The organism is Pseudomonas sp. YNh, assembly GCF_037993085.1.
In the GTDB taxonomy this organism is placed as follows: Bacteria; Pseudomonadota; Gammaproteobacteria; order Pseudomonadales; family Pseudomonadaceae; genus Aquipseudomonas; species Aquipseudomonas putida.
In genome coordinates, this window is sequence record NZ_JBBMRJ010000024.1 from 1 (window position 1) to 18,312 (window position 18,312).

The window sequence follows — 18,312 nt, forward strand, 5'->3', positions numbered from 1 at the left end:
AACTAAACGGCAAACTCAGTGGCCAGAGCCATGATGAGTTACACCACTTCCTGGGACACGATCCATTTACATTTTGCCGGTATGCGTCTTCCCACAGCCAGAAATACATAAGGAAGCGAGCAGCCTTAAGCGACAACCGAGGCTCCAACCCAAGGCTTACGACTTCCGAATACCAACGCTGCGTCCTAGCAGCCAAATGGAGCAAAATCCTGTTCTTTTGCGGGGCTGTCGATGCAAAGGATTGCGTAATGGCAAAGTCTGTTTGCAAGCGAGCAGTAGGGCTTTTCACGTACTCTTGAAAAGCTAGCCAAGGCTTGTTGATTGCGTTGAACCGTGGCTCCTCTAATCTGCTCAGCAACACAGGATGGTCATGCAGCAGGCAAACGCAGACAGCCTGAACGCGCCAAGACCGTCGCCACCCTGGCGCACGATCTGCTGCGATGTCCTCCTGTAAACACTTAGGGCAGTACACGTTGCTCGTTTTGAAATGAAGCAGCGGCGCGTCCGGAAGCACAAACGCATCCCGAATCCCTCCCCGAAGCTCCTCAGCGAAGCATGAAGCGAAACCCGGACTTGCGTAGAGAGCGTCATGATCGCCTTGGACATCAGGAGCAAATTTTTTGATGCACTCTAACATGAGCTCTTGATCAAGAAATTGCTGATCCGCAACACGATGCAACCACGACGAAAATGTCTCATCGTAGAACGGCTTAGGTAATCCTGAAAAAACGGTCATAAAATTCACTCCATGTATTGCTTAGTAAAAGAATCGAAGATATTAAGAACCTTCATAAGGCCCAATAGCTTGCTCGGCGGAACGCATACTCAGGTAAGTAAATGTCGTTCCGACCAATCCTCCCGTAGCATTGTGAATTTCCTTAACTACTGCCGTTGACGGCAGATCGGGCCCATTGTATCGCTTCCAGACGTTGTGAACAAAATCAGTATATTCTAGCCCCAACGACATAGGAATGAGGCCAACAAATCCAGGGCAGCAGCCAGAAAAATAACTAAGATACTTTTCAATCGCCTCAGAATCACCCGCAATAACTATTCGACAACCAATTACCAAATTCAAAAGCAAAGAAATCGCATCAAAATTCGCTTGCGTCACAGGTCGTGTAAAAGACATAAAACGCTCAACATCATGAATTATGATAAACGCATATTTGCGCAGCGTTAAGACATATTCGTAGACGCCACCTAGAAAATTAAACGAATCATATTTCCTAGCATTTGGAAGCCTCAACTCTTCGACGAGTTGAGCCAAAATGAATCGTTCATTCGCATCCGTATCATCCCTAAGCGAAAGCACACGCTGACTGTTTCGGCGTAGCTGCTTTTCAAGCTGGAAAAGCAGCGTCGTCATTCCCGACCCCGACTCACCTGAAACACATAAAATCCGGGATTCTAGACCCTCCGCTGAGGCCCATTGATAACAAGCTTCTAAACTTGCTTGATTGCCGCTACCCTTGAGCCATCGAAAACGAGGCCAGGTCGGAGGTAAGCACTTCAGTAACGGTTGTGGCTGTCCTTCCTGCATAGGTATTCACCTAAAAATCCGACAATCCATATTAAAAAACACCGCAGCAACTAGAAAAAACATCCATATCAGTTCGAAAACTGACTCGCGCTCCACTCATTATAGCTATCAAGATTAACAACCACACCACTCATCTCTTGATAGGTCTCTACGAGGTCGGTTTCGTCAATATACTCCTTTTCATTTAGCACTGAACGGCGGCACGCTGAATTAAACAAGTAGAGCGCAGATCGTAGATTTACGAATGAAATCTTCCCCGATGCCTCCTGATTCAAATAAACAAGCGTCATTAAAAAATGGTCACTATTTACGATAGAAATTTCTTTCAGTGGCTTTTCACGAATATATGCCTTGAGAAATGCCGCAAATTCCGCATTTAATTGCCAAGGCTTTAGCCTTATGCAGAAATTCGCAAACCTAGTTCTAAGGGACTTAATATTCTTGACTGTATCAAGAAAATCTTCAACGCCAACTAGAATTATATTCAAGCCCCAGCGTGGGCCTGCTATCCCTCTGACCGAAAGAAGATTCTTCCTCCAACGCTGAACATTAACCACTACTTCTGTCTCACCAAATTCATCAATTACGACAGCTAAGATTTTGAATTCACGAATCGCGCGTTGTGCTTGTGCTACAGTTCTTACAGCCCGTCCGCATTTGATCGCAATTTCCTCTATCAGTCTTATTTGGACATTCAGCTGATCGGTGTCTTCAGACATATCTACGTAGACTATACGACCAGGCCATGAGCTGCCAGGCGCCCAGCTTTCATCAGCCCACTGCTTGACAAGCGATGTCTTCCCAGCTCCGAAATCACCAATCAACATCATGCCGGGGTTGTAAACGGATCGAGGAATAGTCATCAATGACCTTATCGCCTTGGTTGCGCGCACCGCAGCTGGGTAGTCCACCCAAGAATCGCGCATACACGCCGCAGCACGCTCCTTGCGTGGAAGATCTAACACCTCTATGGCAGAAGGACTAAGATCATTCATCACTATCATCCTCAGGGACAAAAATCTTCACGTCAGCAAAGCGATTGGTCTCCGGTGCACGTTGTGCTTTCTCGCCGGTAGGTTTATCGTAGGTTGGCAAGATACCTGAACGCTCAGCTTGCTTAACGCTCTCCAGAGCCTTGCGCAGAGCCTTGCCTTCAGCCTTGCCTAGCTCCATCAACTCCTGTTGCTCATTGCTTGCAGCATGTCCCTCAGCAGTCTTCTCACCGGCTTTGCCGCCAGATCGTTTTCGGGCTTGCTGTTCCATTTGAGTACGCGGCACCCGGCTCTTTTTTTGCGCCAGAACGATATGCCATTCATCTTTGTGCAGCACATATAAATGATGAAGATCCATAGGGTTACGCCGAACGGAAACTTTAACTTTTCGGTTAATAAGACTCCTGCATGGCCCATGATCATACATGACTCCCTTGTACTTTATGCCAGCAGGCAGTACAAACACACGGCCACCTGGCAACATATTAATAAGAAACGACTCAGCATCGAGCATCAACGGCGGTAATCTCATGCCAGCTTCTTGCGAGTTAAAATACCGCTCCCACCGCATGTTAGGGCTAAGGCCATCAACGTCACTCTTTGTGTCGTTAAGAGCGATAATTTCGAGAAACACCAACTGTGTTAGCCGCTCTAATGTGTACACCGCCTTTTTTCCAGGATTAAAATATTTATCATGCCTAGGTGCTGATCCCGTGCTTCCCTCAAGACGCTGGATGCAGTTCTTATTGAGCAGCTTGATTTCATTTTCCACTCCTCCACCTTGCTGAGGCCTGTCTCTAAAAGAAGTTTTTATGCCGAATTTATGGCAAGTGGACTTTACAGCTTTATTGGCATGCTCCGGCCCACCATCCATCAGCACCTCTACAACTTTTCCGTACATTATCCAATGACTGCTCTTTAAACCATAGTCAGCCAACAATTTTTTCTTGGGAAGAAACGCCTGATACATCGTCGCGGCGATGGTTGCACTATTAGGAGGAACAAACGAGATGGTGCATGCCAGATGCCCACCAGAATAGTCATCTCTCATAGCTGTCAAAAACGGTCGCCCCAATTCTTTTCCCGTTTCAGAATCAATCACAATACAATCAACGGGACTCGAATCAATTTGGGTTCGCCTCAGCGGCGCCTCTGGCATATAGGAACTCGGGAACGCGCCATACTTTTTGCTGACGTAATCAGGGCCGAACTTTTTTAAGTCCCGCTCGCGAGGATCAATCGAGAGAAAGAGGCGATGTCCAGTGCTTCTCGAGAATGGCTTTACCCCATCGTTGTGACACAGTGTCAGAAAACGCGTGTAGACGGCAGCCTCATACGCACCTTCATTATTGTACGCTTGTTCATAAGCGCGCATGAAGATGGAATCTAACTCAGAATCATGCGTCGGTGTTCCAGATTTTTTACCTGGCTTACGAGGCACCACCGATTGCCATCTAGGGTCTTCAGCGTATCGCTTCAGCACGTCCTTGAATGCTGTAGGTCGCAGCCCCATTTTTTCTCTTCCAGCCTCCCTGGAAAGCCCCGCTTCCATTTCTTGGATGATTACTGCGCGCCTTTGGCCCTCTGCTTCTTGCTCAGGCGTAAAGCGCTCTGCGCTGACAAACTTTTCCAGCAATGGTAGCGTGCGCTGTTTTTCCGCATCATGTAGTTGTGCCTGATGCATTGGGCCAAATGTACCAGGATCAATTTTGAGCGGAACATTGCTTTCGACTACTCGTTCAATGCCGGTGCTGCCCTTTAGGAAAATCTTGTCTCCGCTCGCCGAAGATTCGATCACAACGTAGGGCTGTGTAGGGTCATCTGGCAGGCTTACGATTTCCCCATCGATAAATTTCATTCAATACCTCTCTCCCGCAATTTCCATCAGAGGCCATCTAAATGCCGTAAGGGCTAAATTATGCTTATTGACTTAGTGATTGCATCAAGATACTTTTGGAGTAGCAACGTAGCCGCCTCATGACAAGCGAGATGCTGGGTGGCTCTAGCCCCACCATTAAGAGAAAGCGCTGTACTTTCATGACCACAAAATAATAAGACACGTACGGAGCCCCGAGAGTCTCTGCTGCTGATATCGCAATCGCTAATTCCCGGATAAAATCCACCCGGAATTGCAAAGCTGCGACGTTTTTATAGTTCACCACATACAATGTAATTTCATCTTGAAAACTTAGGTTATAAGCTTTGGCATTGTCATTGAGTAACGCATAACGACGGTTCGCTTGCAGTACCTTTGACCGCAGCGCTTGAGCCGCTTCGACGGGGGTAAGCAGAGTCAGGCCATCACGTGAAACACTCCTCACGGCGCCATCGCTCCAGCGCTGCAGTCGGACACGATCAGCGCTGCTCAAGCCACCCCTGACGAGGTAAAGCTCTGAGTCCTGGTCTTGTTTTACTAAGGCACCTACATGAAGCATGGCGTTCACCATGATCGAGATAGCGATCACTATGGTGTAGCACCGGATCGGATGTGGCGGAGAGGTCGGCGATAAAAGGCTTGTTTTGCACGCATATCACCGGCTTTTCAACACTGCAAAGCCGGTTATTAGCGATCATTCAAAAATAAAAGTGCTTGTAATCAGAAGTTTATGGCAAAGTCGAGGAAGATGGAAAAGTTGCAGCTGGTATCGCTTGCCCCTTAAACTGGATGTTGCTTGCAAGGCCCCTCCTTCAACATGGCGCGTGGACAATCAGCCTTAACTTGCACCACGCTGTCCGATCTGTCTCGAGGCGTTTAGTCCATCAGAATGTCTACCAGCACCTGCGCAGGCTTACTCAGCTCGACACCCACTCGAGTCACCACCTCGTAAGGCTCGCTTCGCGACTTGAGTTGCAGCGGCAAACGCACCAGCATGCCGTGGTCCAGGGCCATCCTGGCGACATCCCACGGCATCACCGCAAGCAGATCGCGATCTTGCATGAGCATGGACAGCGTCGTGAAAGTCGACGAAGTTTCGATGGGATACTGCGGGAAGCTCAAGCCTGCCTCGCGAAACTCGCGCTCAAGGGTAAGACGCATCGGCATGTTCACCGGGAACACCACCCAACGCGAGTGCGCCAATTGCTCAAGCGTCAATTCAGCGCAGGCTGCCAGCGGATGCGCCGGGTTTGCCACCAGCACCAACTGCTCCTGGTGTTTAACCCGGCTCTCATAGGCTCCAGGCCTTGGGCTGACGCTGGTTCGGCAAATCACCACATCCACACGCCCTTGGTCGAGCAGGTTGAGCAAACGGTCACTGGTGTCCTCTACCACCGATACTGATAGGTCCGGTTGGTTCTCGCGCAAACGCGCCAGGCCTTCCACCATGATCGGCACGGCGCCCATGATGGTGCCCACCGACAAACGTCCCCCATGTCCTTGGAGAATGCCCAGCATCTCTTCACGCAGGTGCGCAAGGTCATTGCCAATCAACCGCGCATAACGCACCACGCAGCGGCCCAGGTCATTGGCTTCGAGCCCTTTGCTGGTCCGCTCGAACAGTACTGCGCCAAGGGTCGACTCAATTTCATTAAGCGCCTTGGTGGCGCCAGGCTGGGTGATCGACATCGCCTCTGCGGCTTTGTGTATCGAGCCCAGTTCGTCAAGGCTGATCAACAGGCGCAGTTGGCGTAAACGAAGGCGCGAAGCCATGGAGCTTAATGATGGCAGCATAGGGGATCACTAAAAGTTATCGGGCAGTCCGCAGCTCTCATTAGGCAGCAATGCCATGGAAATTTAAAGTGGCTGGCAAGTGCTTCCCCACAACAGCAAACCGGAGCCAGCATGCGCCTGATCCAATTTGAAACCGCACCCGCCCAGCGCCATGTCGGCGTAGTGGAAGGCGACCTGATTCAGGTTGTGCGCCACACCACGCATCTGCGAGAACTGGCCCTCGCTGCCATCCGCAACCAGCGCAGTCTCGCCGCTGAGGTGCTCGAACGCGGTCTGGACAGCACCGAGCAGCGCTACAGCGTTGCCTTGAGTGAATGTCGGGTCCTTCCACCGCTCGACCACGAAGACCCGGCACACTGTCTGATCAGCGGAACCGGGCTCACGCACCTGGGCAGTGCCTCCACCCGCGACAAGATGCACCAACAAAAAATCGATGATGGGGCGGCGCTCACCGACACCGCGCGCATGTTCCAGTGGGGCATTGAAGGTGGCCGTCCCCCCGCAGGTAGCGCCGGCGCGCAGCCAGAGTGGTTCTACAAGGGTGATGGCTCGATCGTCGTCCGCCCAGGGCAAGCCTTGCAGCCCCCCGCCTTTGCCGAGGACGCGGGTGAAGAACCGGAACTGGCTGGGCTGTACGTGATCGGTGAAGATGGCCTGCCTTACCGGCTGGGCTTTGCCATCGGCAACGAGTTTTCCGACCACGTGATGGAGCGGCGTAGCTACTTGTACCTGGCGCATTCCAAGCTGCGTAATTGCTCATTCGGCCCCGAACTGCGAGTGGGCGAGTTGCCACGGCATCTGCAGGGCACCAGCCGGATACTGCGCGGTGACCGGGTAATCTGGGAAAAGGATTTTCTCAGCGGTGAGGACAACATGTGCCACTCGCTGGAGAATCTCGAGTACCACCATTTCAAGTACAGCCAGTTTCTGCGCCCCGGTGATGTGCACATCCACTTCTTCGGTACTGCAACGCTGTCGTTTGCCGACCAGGTCAAGGCCGTCGAGGGCGATGTGTTCGAAATCAGCCTGGCGGAGTTCGGCGCCCCACTGCGAAACGGCATCAGCGAGACGCCTGCGGCCATCTCACCCGGCGCGGTGAAGACGCTCTGACCCTACGGTGGCGCAGGGCCGCGCCGCCGCAGCATTTCATAACAATCACAAAAGTGAGATGAGCATGAACAACACCCCCTACCCTCCGGCCCCCGCGTCGGCCCTGGCGACTGCCAACACCGACAGCGCCAAGCCAACCACCGTGCGCTGGCGTATATTCCTGATCCTGCTGCTACTGGCAGCGATCAACTACATCGACCGCGCTTCGCTGTCCGTGGCGCTGCCGTTGATTTCCGCCGAGTTTGAACTCACTCCAGCGCTCGAAGGCTTGATCCTGAGCGCGTTCTTCTGGTCATACGCCTTGATGCAGATTCCTGCCGGTGTGTTACTCGACCGTTTCCAGGTGCGCAATATCATTGGCGTCGCGACCATCGGCTGGGGTGCCTTCCAGGCCTTGGGCGGGTTTGCTCACAACTGGATTACCTTGCTGGTCACGCGCATTGGCCTTGGCGTGGCCGAGTCGCCGATCATGCCCGCCGGCGCAAAGCTCAATGGTGCCTGGCTGACGCCTAACGAGCGTGGCCGCGGTGCCACGCTGGTCGACGGCGGCGCGCCGCTGGGCACCGCATTCGGCGCAATCATCATCGCGGGCCTGATTACCTGGTTCGACTCTTGGCGCATCGCCTTTATCGTCGCCGGGGTCGGCACGGTGGCCGCCGGTATCTGGGCCTGGTGGTACATCCGCAACCACCCCAGCGAGCACCCGCAAGTCAACGCCGCTGAACTGGCTTACATCACCCAGGCCAACGACGCCGCGAGCAAGGCCAACGGCAACCGCAAGGCGGTGCTCAAGGAGTTGCTCAAGAGCCGTTCGGTACTGTGCATGTTTGCTGGCTATGCCTGCTACAACAGCGTGTTCTACGGGCTGCTGACCTGGATGCCCAGCTACCTGCACCAGGCACACAACCTGGATATCAAGGCGATGGGCGGTGCGACTTTCCTGATCTTCATGTGTGGCTTCATTGGTGAACTGATTGGCGGCTGGATCTCCGACAAGTGGAAAGCAAAAGGCGGCCAGCCGAATACCGTCATGCGCAGCATGTTCGCCGGCTCTGCTGCAGTCGCCGCCCTGTGCATCCTGCTGGTGGCCTACACCCCGGATGCCGGCCTGGTCATCGCCCTGCTCTGCGTGGCGCTGTTCTTCATCCGGTGGTGCGGCATGTACTGGTGCCTGCCGGCGATCCTCGGTGGCAAGTCCAAAGCTGGCGTGCTAGGCGGCAGCATGAACTTCTGCGGCAACATGGTGGGCGTACTGGTGCCGATCCTCATTGGCCTGATCGTGCAGTTCACCGGTTCCTATTTCCTGGCCCTGATCTTCTTCGTGGTCATGGCCTTCGGCCTGATGCTGTTCTCTGGCCTGATCGACTACCGCGAGCGCGGGCTGGCCTGAGCCACGCGCCCTATTGAGGTGAACACCATGCAACTCATTACAACAACAGGCAGTGCAAGCGCTGCCAACGCCGTGATCCGACTCAACCCACTGGACGATGTGCTGGTGGCACGCCAGCCGCTGACCGAAGGCCTGTTGCTGGACGAGGGCATCGTGGTGCGCGAGCCGATCCCGGCGGGCCACAAGGTGGCTGCCCGCGCGCTTAGCGCAGGCCAGGCCCTGCGCCGCTATGGGCAGATCATCGGTTTCGCGAGCCAGGCGATCGCCGCAGGCGAACATGTGCACGTGCACAACCTGGCGATGGGCGAATTTGCCCGCGACTACGCCTTCGGCGTCGATGCCAAAGGCCAGCAGGCGCCCAACGACGATACCTTCATGGGAATCGTGCGCGCCGATGGCCGGGTCGCCACACGCAACTACATCGGCATCCTCACCTCGGTGAACTGTTCGGCCACGGTCGCGCGGGCGATCGCTGACCACTTTCGCCGCGACATCCACCCCGAGGCGTTGGCGCCCTACCCCAACGTCGATGGCGTGGTCGCCCTCACCCACGGCGTCGGTTGCGCGGTCGACCCCGGTGGCGAGGCGCTGGCGATGCTGCGCCGCACCCTCGGCGGCTATGCCGTGCATGCCAACTTCGCTTCGGTGCTGTTGATCGGCCTGGGCTGCGAGACCAACCAGATTCCCGACCTGCTGGCGGCCCAGGGCCTGCAAAGCAGCCACGCACTGCGCACGTTCACCATCCAGGGCACCGGCGGCACGTCCAAGACCATTGCCAGCGGCATCGCCCAGGTCAAGTCGCTGCTGGCCGAAGCCAACCAGGTCGAACGCCAGCCGGTCAGCGTCCGCCACCTCACGGTGGGCCTGCAGTGCGGGGGCTCGGACGGCTATTCGGGGATCACCGCCAACCCGGCACTGGGCAATGCTGTCGACCGCCTGGTGGCAGCTGGCGGCACTGCAATCCTCTCGGAAACCCCGGAAATCTACGGTGCCGAACACCTGTTGACGCGCCGTGCGGTCAGCCAGCAGGTGGGCGAGAAGCTGGTCGCCCGCATCCAGTGGTGGGAGGCCTACTGCCAGCGGATGGGCGCCGAGCTGAACAACAACCCTTCGGCGGGCAACAAGGCCGGCGGCCTCACCACCATCCTTGAAAAGTCCCTGGGTGCCGTGGCCAAGGCCGGTTCCAGTGACCTGATGGATGTTTACGAGTACGCCGAACCGGTGCGCGCCCACGGCCTGGTGTTCATGGACACGCCCGGCTACGACCCGATTTCCGCCACGGGCCAGGTCGCCGGCGGCGCCACCCTCATCGCCTTTACCACTGGCCGCGGCTCGGCCTACGGCTGCGCACCCTCGCCTTCAATCAAGCTGGCGACCAACACACGCCTTTGGGAAACCCAGGAAGAGGACATGGACGTCAACTGCGGGGGCATTGCCGACGGCAGCATGACCATCGAAGAACGTGGCGAACACATCTACCGGATGATGCTGAGCATCGCCTCGGGCGAGCGCAGCAAGAGCGAACAGCATGGCTACGGCCAGAACGAGTTCGTGCCGTGGCAGATCGGCGCCATCACCTGATCCCCCAGCCTTCATCAATGGCGCCAGCATGAAACGCCAATTGGCCTTTGCAACGGTATCGCGTCGATCAAATGCAACCAGGCCTCGCCTGATAACGGCGTGATTCAGTAAAGATCGCTTCAGGCTCGTGCCCGCTGCCTACGTATTTTGGCAGCGGGCATTACAATCAGATATACCTCCACCTGGGCTCTGTTGTTCCTGCAACCAAACCCGCTCCCACAGGTAAACCACAAGTTTCAGCGTCACGCGCTACCTGTGGGAGCGGCTACCGTCCTTCCCAAAGCGACCGCGCAATACACACGACCCCGTCAAACAGAACCCTGGAAGTCCGTACCAACCCGCAACCCAGAAGCTCTCCCTTCTGAAGAGTTGCTTCAACCGTGAACTCTCCGGTGGGATGCTCGATCGACAAACGCATGCGGTCCTGAAGTGCTACGCCAGCAATTTGCGAAGCAACCGTCTCCGGTAGCGTGCAAGCCGTCGCCACGCTGACAGCGCCGAACACGCCAATGCTGGTATGGCAGCGATGAGGAATGAAGGTACGCGTGTTCAGCGTACCTCCCGAGGCAGCAGCGGACACCAGGCACATCTTGGGCACATTGCGCTGGCTGACATCGCCAAGATTCATGGCCAGGCCGGCCTGCCGTCGGATACTTTCCAGCCGCCCTCTCAACGCCGAATCGGCCTCCAGCTGTTGCGGGCTCTCGTAACCGCTACAGCCCAATGCCTCAGCGCGCATCAGTACCACAGGCATACCGTTGTCGATGCAGGTGACCGCGATGCCATCGAACACATCCTGCGTGTTGCCTGTCGGCAGCAACGCACCACAACTGGAGCCGGCAATGTCCTGGAATTCAATTATCAACGGTGCGCCGGCTCCCGGCACGCCATCAATCTTCACATCGCCGGTATAGTCGACGCAGCCGTCGCGCGTGCGCACGTACGCAACTGCCATTTGCCCGGTGTTCTCCATGTAAATGCGAACGGGCGTGACCTCCCCCGCCGAGGTGACCAGCCCGCGCTCGATTGCAAAGGGGCCGACAGCAGCAAGGACATTGCCGCAGTTCTGGCCATAGTCGACACGCGGCTCATCAACGATCACCTGTGCGAACAGATAATCCACATCAGCGTCGGGCCGGCGTGACGCCTTGATGATCGCGACCTTGCTGGTGAGCGGGTTTGCGCCACCTACCCCGTCGATCTGGCGACTGTCAGGTGAGCCCATGGCGGCCAACAGCACCCGATCGCGCAGCTCGCCCTGGTCTGGCAAGTCGCTATCCAGAAAGCATGCAGCCTTGGAGGTGCCGCCGCGCATCAACAGGCAGGGAATGCGTGTCTGGGCCATGTCTACTCTCCCAGTTCATCCAGGCTGTCGATGTACCGTAACCCCTTCTCGGCCAAGCGGGGACGCATGTTGTAGATGTCCAGACCGAGTTCGCCGCTGGCCAGGCGCAACGCCTTCTGCTCTTCCAGATCAGCACGCCGACGCGTCGCCTCCAGCACCTGCGTCACCTCATCGCGACGCACAATCACCACACCGTCATCATCTGCCACGACCACGTCACCGGGGTTGACCAGCTGCCCGCCGCAAATGATCGGTAGATTCACCGAACCTAGCGTTTCCTTGATGGTGCCTTGCGCGCTGACCGCCCGTGACCATACAGGGAAGCCTATTTGCCGTAGGGTGCGGGTATCGCGCACCCCGGCATCGATCACCAGCGCACGCACACCATGCGCCTTGAGCGAGGTTGCGAGCAGGTCACCAAAGTAGCCGTCGGTACAGGGAGAGCTGGGTGCCACTACCAGCACATCGCCAGGACGGCATTGTTCAACAGCAACGTGGAACATCCAGTTATCCCCGGGCGCCACCAGCACAGTGACGGCAGAGCCGCTGACAGAAGTGCCCTGCTGAATCGCCGATATCGAGGGCGCCAGCAACCCTTTGCGCCCTTGTGCCTCGTGGATGGTGGCAACACCGTACGCCGCCAGTTCGTCCACCAGGCCCGCGCGCGCTCGTTCGATGTTGCGAAGGACAACGCCGGTTTTTCCCACGAGCGTACTCATGCCAGGTTCTCCGTCACGCGCGGGAAGGTGCTCTGGTAGCCCTCGGCGTAGACAATGTTGCGGGCGCAGGTGATGCCAACGTTGCGCTTGGCCTGTACACCACGCTGCAGGGCGACACGTGTGTAGTACTCCCACAGGTGTTCCTGCCCGGCCATGCATTGGATCGCAGCGTATTTCTTGTCCCATACATCGGTGATGTCCAGGAACACATCCGGGCGCCACTCACACTGTTCCGGCTGATGCGGCTCAAAGGCATAGACCGGGGGTGCCCCGACAATTTTTTCGCCCGGTCGGTAACCTTCTGCCTGGGCGATGATCCTCGCTTCCTGAGTGAGGTTCATTGCCAGCGGATGGTCGTAGTTGTACGGGTCCTTCAGCGAGTGGCTGAGTACGAAAGCCGGCTGGACGCGGCGCATGACATCGGCCAGGCGGAACAGCGTGTCCTTGTCAGCCCGCATGGGGTAATCCCCAACGTCGAAAAACTCCACACTTGCGCCAAGTATTTCGGCTGCAGCCATCGCCTCCTCCTGGCGAGCAGCTTTCACCTTGCCCTCACTCATGTCGCCCTTTCGCCAAAGCTTTGCAGACTCGCCCCGCTCGCCGTAGGACAGGCAAACGATGTGCACGTTGTAACCCTGCTGGGCGTGCAACGCGATAGCGCCACCTGCACGCCATACAAAATCGGCAGAATGGGCGCTGACAACCAATGCGTTTTGTTGAGATCCTGTCATTGCGAGTGCTCCTGTTTCGATAGGCACAGCTTCGCATTCGGTCTGACTGAAGCAGTAATGCGTTCGGGTGTATGGGGTATGCGTTTTCCTTATTGCCCTCCTCGTCCCGGATCGGCATAGTCAACGCACCTCAAGCAGAAAGTTGACTGTCGCAATGGAAACCAGAGAGCTGCCAGGCTTGATGCACGTGCGGGCATTTGTGCGCGTTGCGGAGCTCGGGAGTGTTTCCAAAGCTTCATCAGCGCTGTACCGCGCGCAATCAGTGGTTACACGCTCGATCTCCGAGCTGGAGGCCCGCTTGAATGCGCCTCTGTTCGAGCGTCACACCAATGGCATGCGCCTCACCGGCTATGGTGAGCGCGTGCTGCCGCGGGCGCGCAGGGTGCTGGAGGAGCTCGGTACTGTCCCTCGGCTGCTTGCCCCGGCAGACAAGCAGCCCGTGGAGCCGCTGTACCTGTTCCAGGTCAAGCGGCTGCAAATTTTCGTGAGCCTCTGCGAGACGCATCACATGCAGACCGTTGCGAACCTCATGGGCTTGACTCAGCCGGCCATCAGCTCAACGCTCAAGGTCATGGAGAGCGGCTGTGGGCAGACGTTGTTCGAGCGAACCCCTCGAGGCCTGCAACCTACCCGCACGAGCCACGAAATACTGTTCCCTATCCGGCGTGCACTCAATGAACTGCGCCACATGGAAACAGACATCTCAGCCCTTCAAGGCCAATTGCAAGGCGCAGTGCATGTGGGCGCCCTGCCCCTGGGCCGCACGCGAATCTTGCCTGCGGCCATCGTGCGCCTGATGGCCGCCCACCCCCATATCCAGGTGATTACCAACGAAAGCCCTTTCGACCTGCTGGCCACCGAGTTGCGCGCAGGCGATGTGGACTTCATCTTCGGTGCGTTGCGCAGTGCGGCTTACGCAAGTGACCTTACAGGAGAGAAGTTGATGTCCGAAGAAATGGTGCTTGTGGCCCGGCAACACCACCCACTCGCGAAAAGCCTGAACTACAGCGCGCTTTCAACCGCAAAATGGGTATTGCCAAGGGCCGGTTCACCCGCGCGGCAGATGCTGGATGGATGTTTCACTGCACTGGGCATGGCCAGCCCACACCCGGTGGTGGAAAGCGCCGATATGGCCATCATCAGAGGTTTGTTGCTGCGTTCCGACATGATCGCAGCCGTTTCCGCACACCAGTTGGAGCAAGAAATAGCCTCTGGCGAGTTATGTGTCTTGCCTGTCGAGTTGAAACAGACTTCCCGCGCCATAGGGCTGACATACCGAAACGGCTGCCTGCACTCGCCAGTAGCGCAGGCTCTGATGGACATGATCCGCGCAGTGACGGGCGAGCAGGCAACCGTCTAGAGAAATTGCTGTAAGCGCGCCGGCGATTTCGGTTATCGCTTGCCGGCCACCGAATACAGCACCTGCTGGTTGCGCGTCTTCATGAAGTCTTCCAGGCTCTGCCCACGCATCGCCGCGTACACCTGCAGGTTTGGCACCCCCACTACCGCAGCAAGCTTTTCCAGTACGAAGAAGATTGCGCCATACTGGATCAGCCCTCGCCAGTCACGGCGGCGTAACAGGTCGCATTCTTCTTCGCTCAAACCCGCCTCCTCAAAAAGCGCCTCTGGCGTTTCAAGAAAGCGACGGCGCCAGTCAGGTTCGATCATGCGGTGCAGAAACTTGTTCAGGCGGTAGCCCTTGGCGCTTCGCTCCAGCGTGAACGGGTAAGTCCCTTCGAGTTTGTCGATGCCGTCTAGCTGGTGCCGCATGTGCTTGAGGTGCCGGGCAGTGGTTTCGACGGGCACTGGCCGATCCCCATTCTCCAGCAGCAGCGTTGCAATACCTGTCATCGACGGCAGGTAGTAGTCCTGGTGCAGCTTCTTCACGTTGGATGACAGCGCACCTCGCATGATCAACCAGGTGATCACCTCTGCCCCTTCCAGCCCGCCTAACGTAGCGAATTCGGCCAGGGTCATTTCCGTGAGGCGCAGCGGGTCATGGACCAGCAGATCCAGGAACTGCGCATCCCAATCGGGGTTGTTGAACCCGCAGCGCTCGCCATGGACCTGGTGAGAAACCCCACCTGTCGCCACGATGGCCACCTTGAAATCCTCTGGGTAACTTTCAATCGCCCGGCGCAGCGCCTGCCCCAGCTTGTAGCAGCGACGGGCACTCGGAATGGGGAATTGCAGCACGCCTACCTGTAGCGGAACAATTTCTACCGGCCAGCCGTCGTCGCAGGCAAGCAACGCAGACATGGGTGAGAAAAACCCGTGATCAAGCGGCTTGTCACGGAAAAAACCCATGTCGAATTCATCGGCCACCAGGCTTTCGCCGATGTGCCGGGACAGTGCCGCATGGCCATTCACCGCGGGCAGATCGCGAGGGTTGCCGCCCTCGTCTGCAACCTCATAACGCTCGTCGACGCCAAGGGTAAAAGCACCGTAATGGTCGAAGAAGAACGATGTCACGTGATCGTTGAAGATATAGAAGAGCACGTCGGGCTTTTTCTCATCGAGCCAGGCCTTGATTGGCTCGAACCCTTCAAAGATGGGGGCCCAAGCCGCATCTTGCTGCTTGTCGTGGTCGACCGCGAAACCGATAGTGGGTGTATGAGAGACGGCGAGGCCGCCGATGATACGTGCCATGGAATGTTCCTTTACTTGAATGAAGCTACTGGGCCACTGCAGCCTGGCTTGGCCGGCGCCGGGCATGGCCGTTGGCCAGGATCGCCATCGCAGCGATAAAGGCCGGTACGCTCAACAACGCGAAGAGCACTGGAACAGCGAAGCCCATACTCAACACTGCGCCGCCAATGAGCGAGCCGAAGATCGCCCCGAAACGCCCGATCCCTAGCATCCAGCTGACCCCGGTAGCGCGAAAATCTGTTGGGTAGTAGCCCGGCGCGAAGGCGTTGAGCCCGGTTTGTGCCCCGCTCATGAAAAACCCGGCTGCAGTTACCCCAACGGCAAGCAGCGTCGACTCCAGGCTGGTGGCGCCCAGCAAGAGGATGCACAAGCCACCCAGCACATAAGCCCCGGCAATAACGCGATTAGGGTTGCGCCGATCCATTGCCCAGCCCACCGCAATTGCCCCAACGGTACCGCCGAGCTGGAACAAGCCTGTGATGCTGGCTGCTCGCTCGATGGACAAGCCACTGTCACGCAACAGTGTGGGCATCCAGCCCATGGTCAGGTAAATCACCAGCAGGCCCATGAAATAGGTGCTCCATAGCGCGAGCGTGCCGAAACGGAACTGACCGGTGAACAGCATGCGTACCGGTGCCTTGTGATTCGCTTGGCCCTCGCTGACGATGAACCGCGTAGCGGCAGTGAACGCACCACCGAGCCGGTTCAACACCTTGGCGATCTCGGCCGCAGGTGCATTGCGGGCAGCAAGGAACCGTGCCGACTCAGGCAACCACAACCAAAGAAGCGGAAGCAGTACCAGCGGCATGATGCCACCCGCGAGCAATACTGCATGCCACCCATACGCCGGGATCAGCCAGGCAGCCAGAAAACCGCCAAGCCCGGAACCCATGTTGAAGCCTGTGAACATGATGGTGATGAAAAGCGCGCGATTCCGCTCTGGCAGGTATTCAGACAGCAAAGTGGTGGTGTTCGGCAGCGCTGCACCCAAGGCTACCCCGGTGAGCAAACGCAGCAAGCCCAGCTCGTAGGGGTTGCGGGCAAAGGCGCAGGCCAGGCTCAGCACACTGAACCCAGTCACGGCGATCAGCAGCACCCGCTTGCGACCCAAGCGGTCAGCGTAAGGGCCTGCGGTCAAAGCGCCAATCGCAAGGCCTACCATGCCGGCGCTCATGACCGGGCCAAAAGCCGCGCGGGTAAGGCCCCACTCCTGAATCAATGAAGGTGCGACAAAACCCATCACCGCCACATCGAAACCATCGAACAGAACAACCAGAAAGCACAGGGCCATGATGAGCCACTGATACCGGGATACTGGTCGGTCGTCGATCCATGCCTTGATATCGACCGCTTCGTTGCTCATGCTTTCACCTTCTTGTTTTTGTAGGGACCAAGCCGAGGCGATGGGCTTGCCGCGAGGGCAAGCGCCATCTGACTTATGGACGAAGGTGACTCTAAGGCGGGCATCCCTTCCCCGCCTCCATGAAATCCTTAAGCAGGTATCTGTTTTTCTTATTGGATGAATGGAGAGCCCGGGCTGCCCATCGACCGGAAGGCTCTGCCAAGCAAAAAAGCTGCACGCCCTTCATCGCAGGTATGCAATTGAGGACGTGCAGCCTTACGGTGCCCAGCTTCAGCGAGGCGATCTAGGCTGAACAAGCGTTGGCTGGGCATTGTGATGGCGGTCAGCTCCACCCTCTCATCAGGCCTGGGCATCATTTTAGATACGTGCACTCGACGAGTGAAAACCACGCGTATTGGCTCGTTCAATAAACCCTGCCCCTTACAGGCAATAGAATTCGCTGACCTCTGCAACCACCTCCCCCTTGGCGTCGTACAACCGCGCCTCAGGAGTTAGCGCCATCGACCTCCCCTCCAGCACATAGCGCTGGCCTGCCTGGAAGTTGGCGTAAGGGACCGTCAGGTAGCATTCGCGCACAGTGGTGCCGCCCATCAGGCTCAGCCCCCCGCCACCGCCCACTTCATAATCGAACCTGACGATCAGCTCATGGCTGCCCGGGCTCACTTGAAAGAAGCGCCCGTCGCTCAACCGTTGCTTATCCAGCCGCTCAGCCATCAGTAACCTGTCATTGGGAAATGGCACCGAGAAATCGACCCAGGCCATGTGAGGATTGGCGCTTGGCAGCGGCGACTGGCAACCGGTAACTGCCGTGATTGCCAATAAAAGCATCATTGTGCGCATGATCGATGCACCTGGGGCTGGGGTTTTCAGGATACCGCCAACCAGCACTGCATACCGTGCGAAATAGGTCCGTTCTGCCATTTCACAGGTAAACACGGCCGCAGGCGCGCAAGTGGGCTGCACAATTTCGGCTGCGCCGGTATGGTCAGGGTTCTGATATCGAACTGCATCGGAGGCAGTCATGACAACCCTCTTTCGCATCAGCGTGCTGGTGTTGGTCGCAGGCATGTTGCTGGGCGACATCCTGCTTGCCAGTGTCGGCCTGGCTTGCGTGTGCGGGGTTGCCGTGTACAGCAACATTCAGCAGGACAAGCAGCCGGCTTGCCCTGCGGATTCGGAGTTTCTGGCCTGACGGCTCACGCCCTGCGCAGATGCACCT

The 18,312-nt window shown here is 57.0% G+C and carries 17 protein-coding genes; 5 read left to right on the top strand and 12 right to left on the bottom strand.

Annotation, left to right across the window (positions count from 1 at the left end; translation table 11 throughout):
- The 6 genes from WF331_RS21400 to WF331_RS21425 all read right to left on the bottom strand — a co-directional run.
- Positions 1 to 736, bottom strand: a 736-nt coding sequence (locus WF331_RS21400) for a TniQ family protein (RefSeq protein ID WP_340623267.1), incomplete at its 3' end; no start/stop codon positions are given.
- A gap of 42 nt (positions 737 to 778) precedes the next feature.
- Positions 779 to 1,543: an ATP-binding protein gene (locus WF331_RS21405; RefSeq protein ID WP_269807032.1), complete on the bottom strand. Its 765-nt coding sequence runs from the start codon at positions 1,541 to 1,543 to the stop codon at positions 779 to 781.
- A 68-nt stretch (positions 1,544 to 1,611) separates the two neighbouring features.
- Positions 1,612 to 2,538: a TniB family NTP-binding protein gene (locus WF331_RS21410; RefSeq protein WP_196185116.1), complete on the bottom strand. Its 927-nt coding sequence runs from the start codon at positions 2,536 to 2,538 to the stop codon at positions 1,612 to 1,614.
- Positions 2,531 to 4,393 (bottom strand): hypothetical protein, encoded by a 1,863-nt coding sequence (locus tag WF331_RS21415; protein WP_232877723.1) that lies wholly within the window; start codon positions 4,391 to 4,393, stop codon positions 2,531 to 2,533. Before WF331_RS21415 ends, WF331_RS21410 begins: the two co-directional genes overlap by 8 nt.
- A 64-nt stretch (positions 4,394 to 4,457) precedes the next feature.
- Positions 4,458 to 5,000, bottom strand: coding sequence for a hypothetical protein (locus tag WF331_RS21420; RefSeq protein ID WP_196185124.1), 543 nt, complete (start codon positions 4,998 to 5,000; stop codon positions 4,458 to 4,460).
- 287 nt (positions 5,001 to 5,287) lie between these two features.
- Positions 5,288 to 6,205 (bottom strand): LysR family transcriptional regulator, encoded by a 918-nt coding sequence (locus WF331_RS21425; protein WP_284362346.1) that lies wholly within the window; start codon positions 6,203 to 6,205, stop codon positions 5,288 to 5,290.
- 111 nt (positions 6,206 to 6,316) lie between these two features.
- Between WF331_RS21425 and araD1 the strand changes: the two genes are divergently transcribed.
- The 3 genes from araD1 to WF331_RS21440 all read left to right on the top strand — a co-directional run bounded on the left by araD1 (position 6,317) and on the right by WF331_RS21440 (position 10,286).
- The gene (gene araD1, locus WF331_RS21430) at positions 6,317 to 7,315 is read left to right on the top strand and encodes an AraD1 family protein (protein WP_016499710.1); all 999 of its coding nucleotides are present in this window, start codon (positions 6,317 to 6,319) and stop codon (positions 7,313 to 7,315) included.
- Between the two features lie 64 nt (positions 7,316 to 7,379).
- Positions 7,380 to 8,705, top strand: a complete 1,326-nt coding sequence (locus WF331_RS21435) for an MFS transporter (protein ID WP_016499711.1) — start codon at positions 7,380 to 7,382, stop codon at positions 8,703 to 8,705.
- A 27-nt stretch (positions 8,706 to 8,732) separates the two neighbouring features.
- Positions 8,733 to 10,286 (top strand): UxaA family hydrolase, encoded by a 1,554-nt coding sequence (locus tag WF331_RS21440; protein WP_340623268.1) that lies wholly within the window; start codon positions 8,733 to 8,735, stop codon positions 10,284 to 10,286.
- Positions 10,287 to 10,551: 265 nt separating this feature from the next.
- On the opposite strand, the gene WF331_RS21445 is transcribed toward WF331_RS21440, so the two are convergent.
- The 3 genes from WF331_RS21445 to galB are packed head-to-tail and all read right to left on the bottom strand — an operon-like array spanning position 10,552 to position 13,081.
- Positions 10,552 to 11,631 carry a 4-oxalomesaconate tautomerase gene (locus WF331_RS21445; protein WP_340623269.1) on the bottom strand — a complete coding sequence of 360 codons (1,080 nt, stop codon included), beginning with the start codon at positions 11,629 to 11,631 and terminating at the stop codon, positions 10,552 to 10,554.
- Positions 11,632 to 11,633: 2 nt separating this feature from the next.
- Entirely contained in the window at positions 11,634 to 12,350 is a 717-nt protein-coding gene (locus WF331_RS21450; RefSeq protein WP_284362356.1) for a 4-carboxy-4-hydroxy-2-oxoadipate aldolase/oxaloacetate decarboxylase, read from the bottom strand.
- Entirely contained in the window at positions 12,347 to 13,081 is a 735-nt protein-coding gene (gene galB / locus WF331_RS21455; RefSeq protein ID WP_241801225.1) for a 4-oxalmesaconate hydratase, read from the bottom strand. Before galB ends, WF331_RS21450 begins: the two co-directional genes overlap by 4 nt.
- Before the next feature lie 154 nt (positions 13,082 to 13,235).
- Here galB and WF331_RS21460 point away from each other — a divergent pair, with 154 nt between their 5' ends.
- Entirely contained in the window at positions 13,236 to 14,441 is a 1,206-nt protein-coding gene (locus tag WF331_RS21460; protein WP_284362453.1) for a LysR family transcriptional regulator, read from the top strand.
- Positions 14,442 to 14,473: 32 nt separating this feature from the next.
- Here the strand turns inward: WF331_RS21460 and WF331_RS21465 are convergent, their stop codons facing one another.
- From WF331_RS21465 to WF331_RS21475, 3 genes are all read right to left on the bottom strand, one after another.
- Positions 14,474 to 15,730: a gallate dioxygenase gene (locus WF331_RS21465; RefSeq protein ID WP_284362360.1), complete on the bottom strand. Its 1,257-nt coding sequence runs from the start codon at positions 15,728 to 15,730 to the stop codon at positions 14,474 to 14,476.
- Between the two features lie 25 nt (positions 15,731 to 15,755).
- Complete coding sequence (locus tag WF331_RS21470; protein ID WP_284362362.1) at positions 15,756 to 17,093, bottom strand: MFS transporter; 1,338 nt, start codon at positions 17,091 to 17,093, stop codon at positions 15,756 to 15,758.
- Between the two features lie 420 nt (positions 17,094 to 17,513).
- Positions 17,514 to 17,933: a PA0061/PA0062 family lipoprotein gene (locus tag WF331_RS21475; RefSeq protein ID WP_041168028.1), complete on the bottom strand. Its 420-nt coding sequence runs from the start codon at positions 17,931 to 17,933 to the stop codon at positions 17,514 to 17,516.
- A gap of 181 nt (positions 17,934 to 18,114) precedes the next feature.
- Between WF331_RS21475 and WF331_RS21480 the strand changes: the two genes are divergently transcribed.
- Positions 18,115 to 18,285 carry a hypothetical protein gene (locus WF331_RS21480; protein ID WP_019470887.1) on the top strand — a complete coding sequence of 57 codons (171 nt, stop codon included), beginning with the start codon at positions 18,115 to 18,117 and terminating at the stop codon, positions 18,283 to 18,285.
- The last annotated feature ends 27 nt before the right edge of the window (positions 18,286 to 18,312 follow it).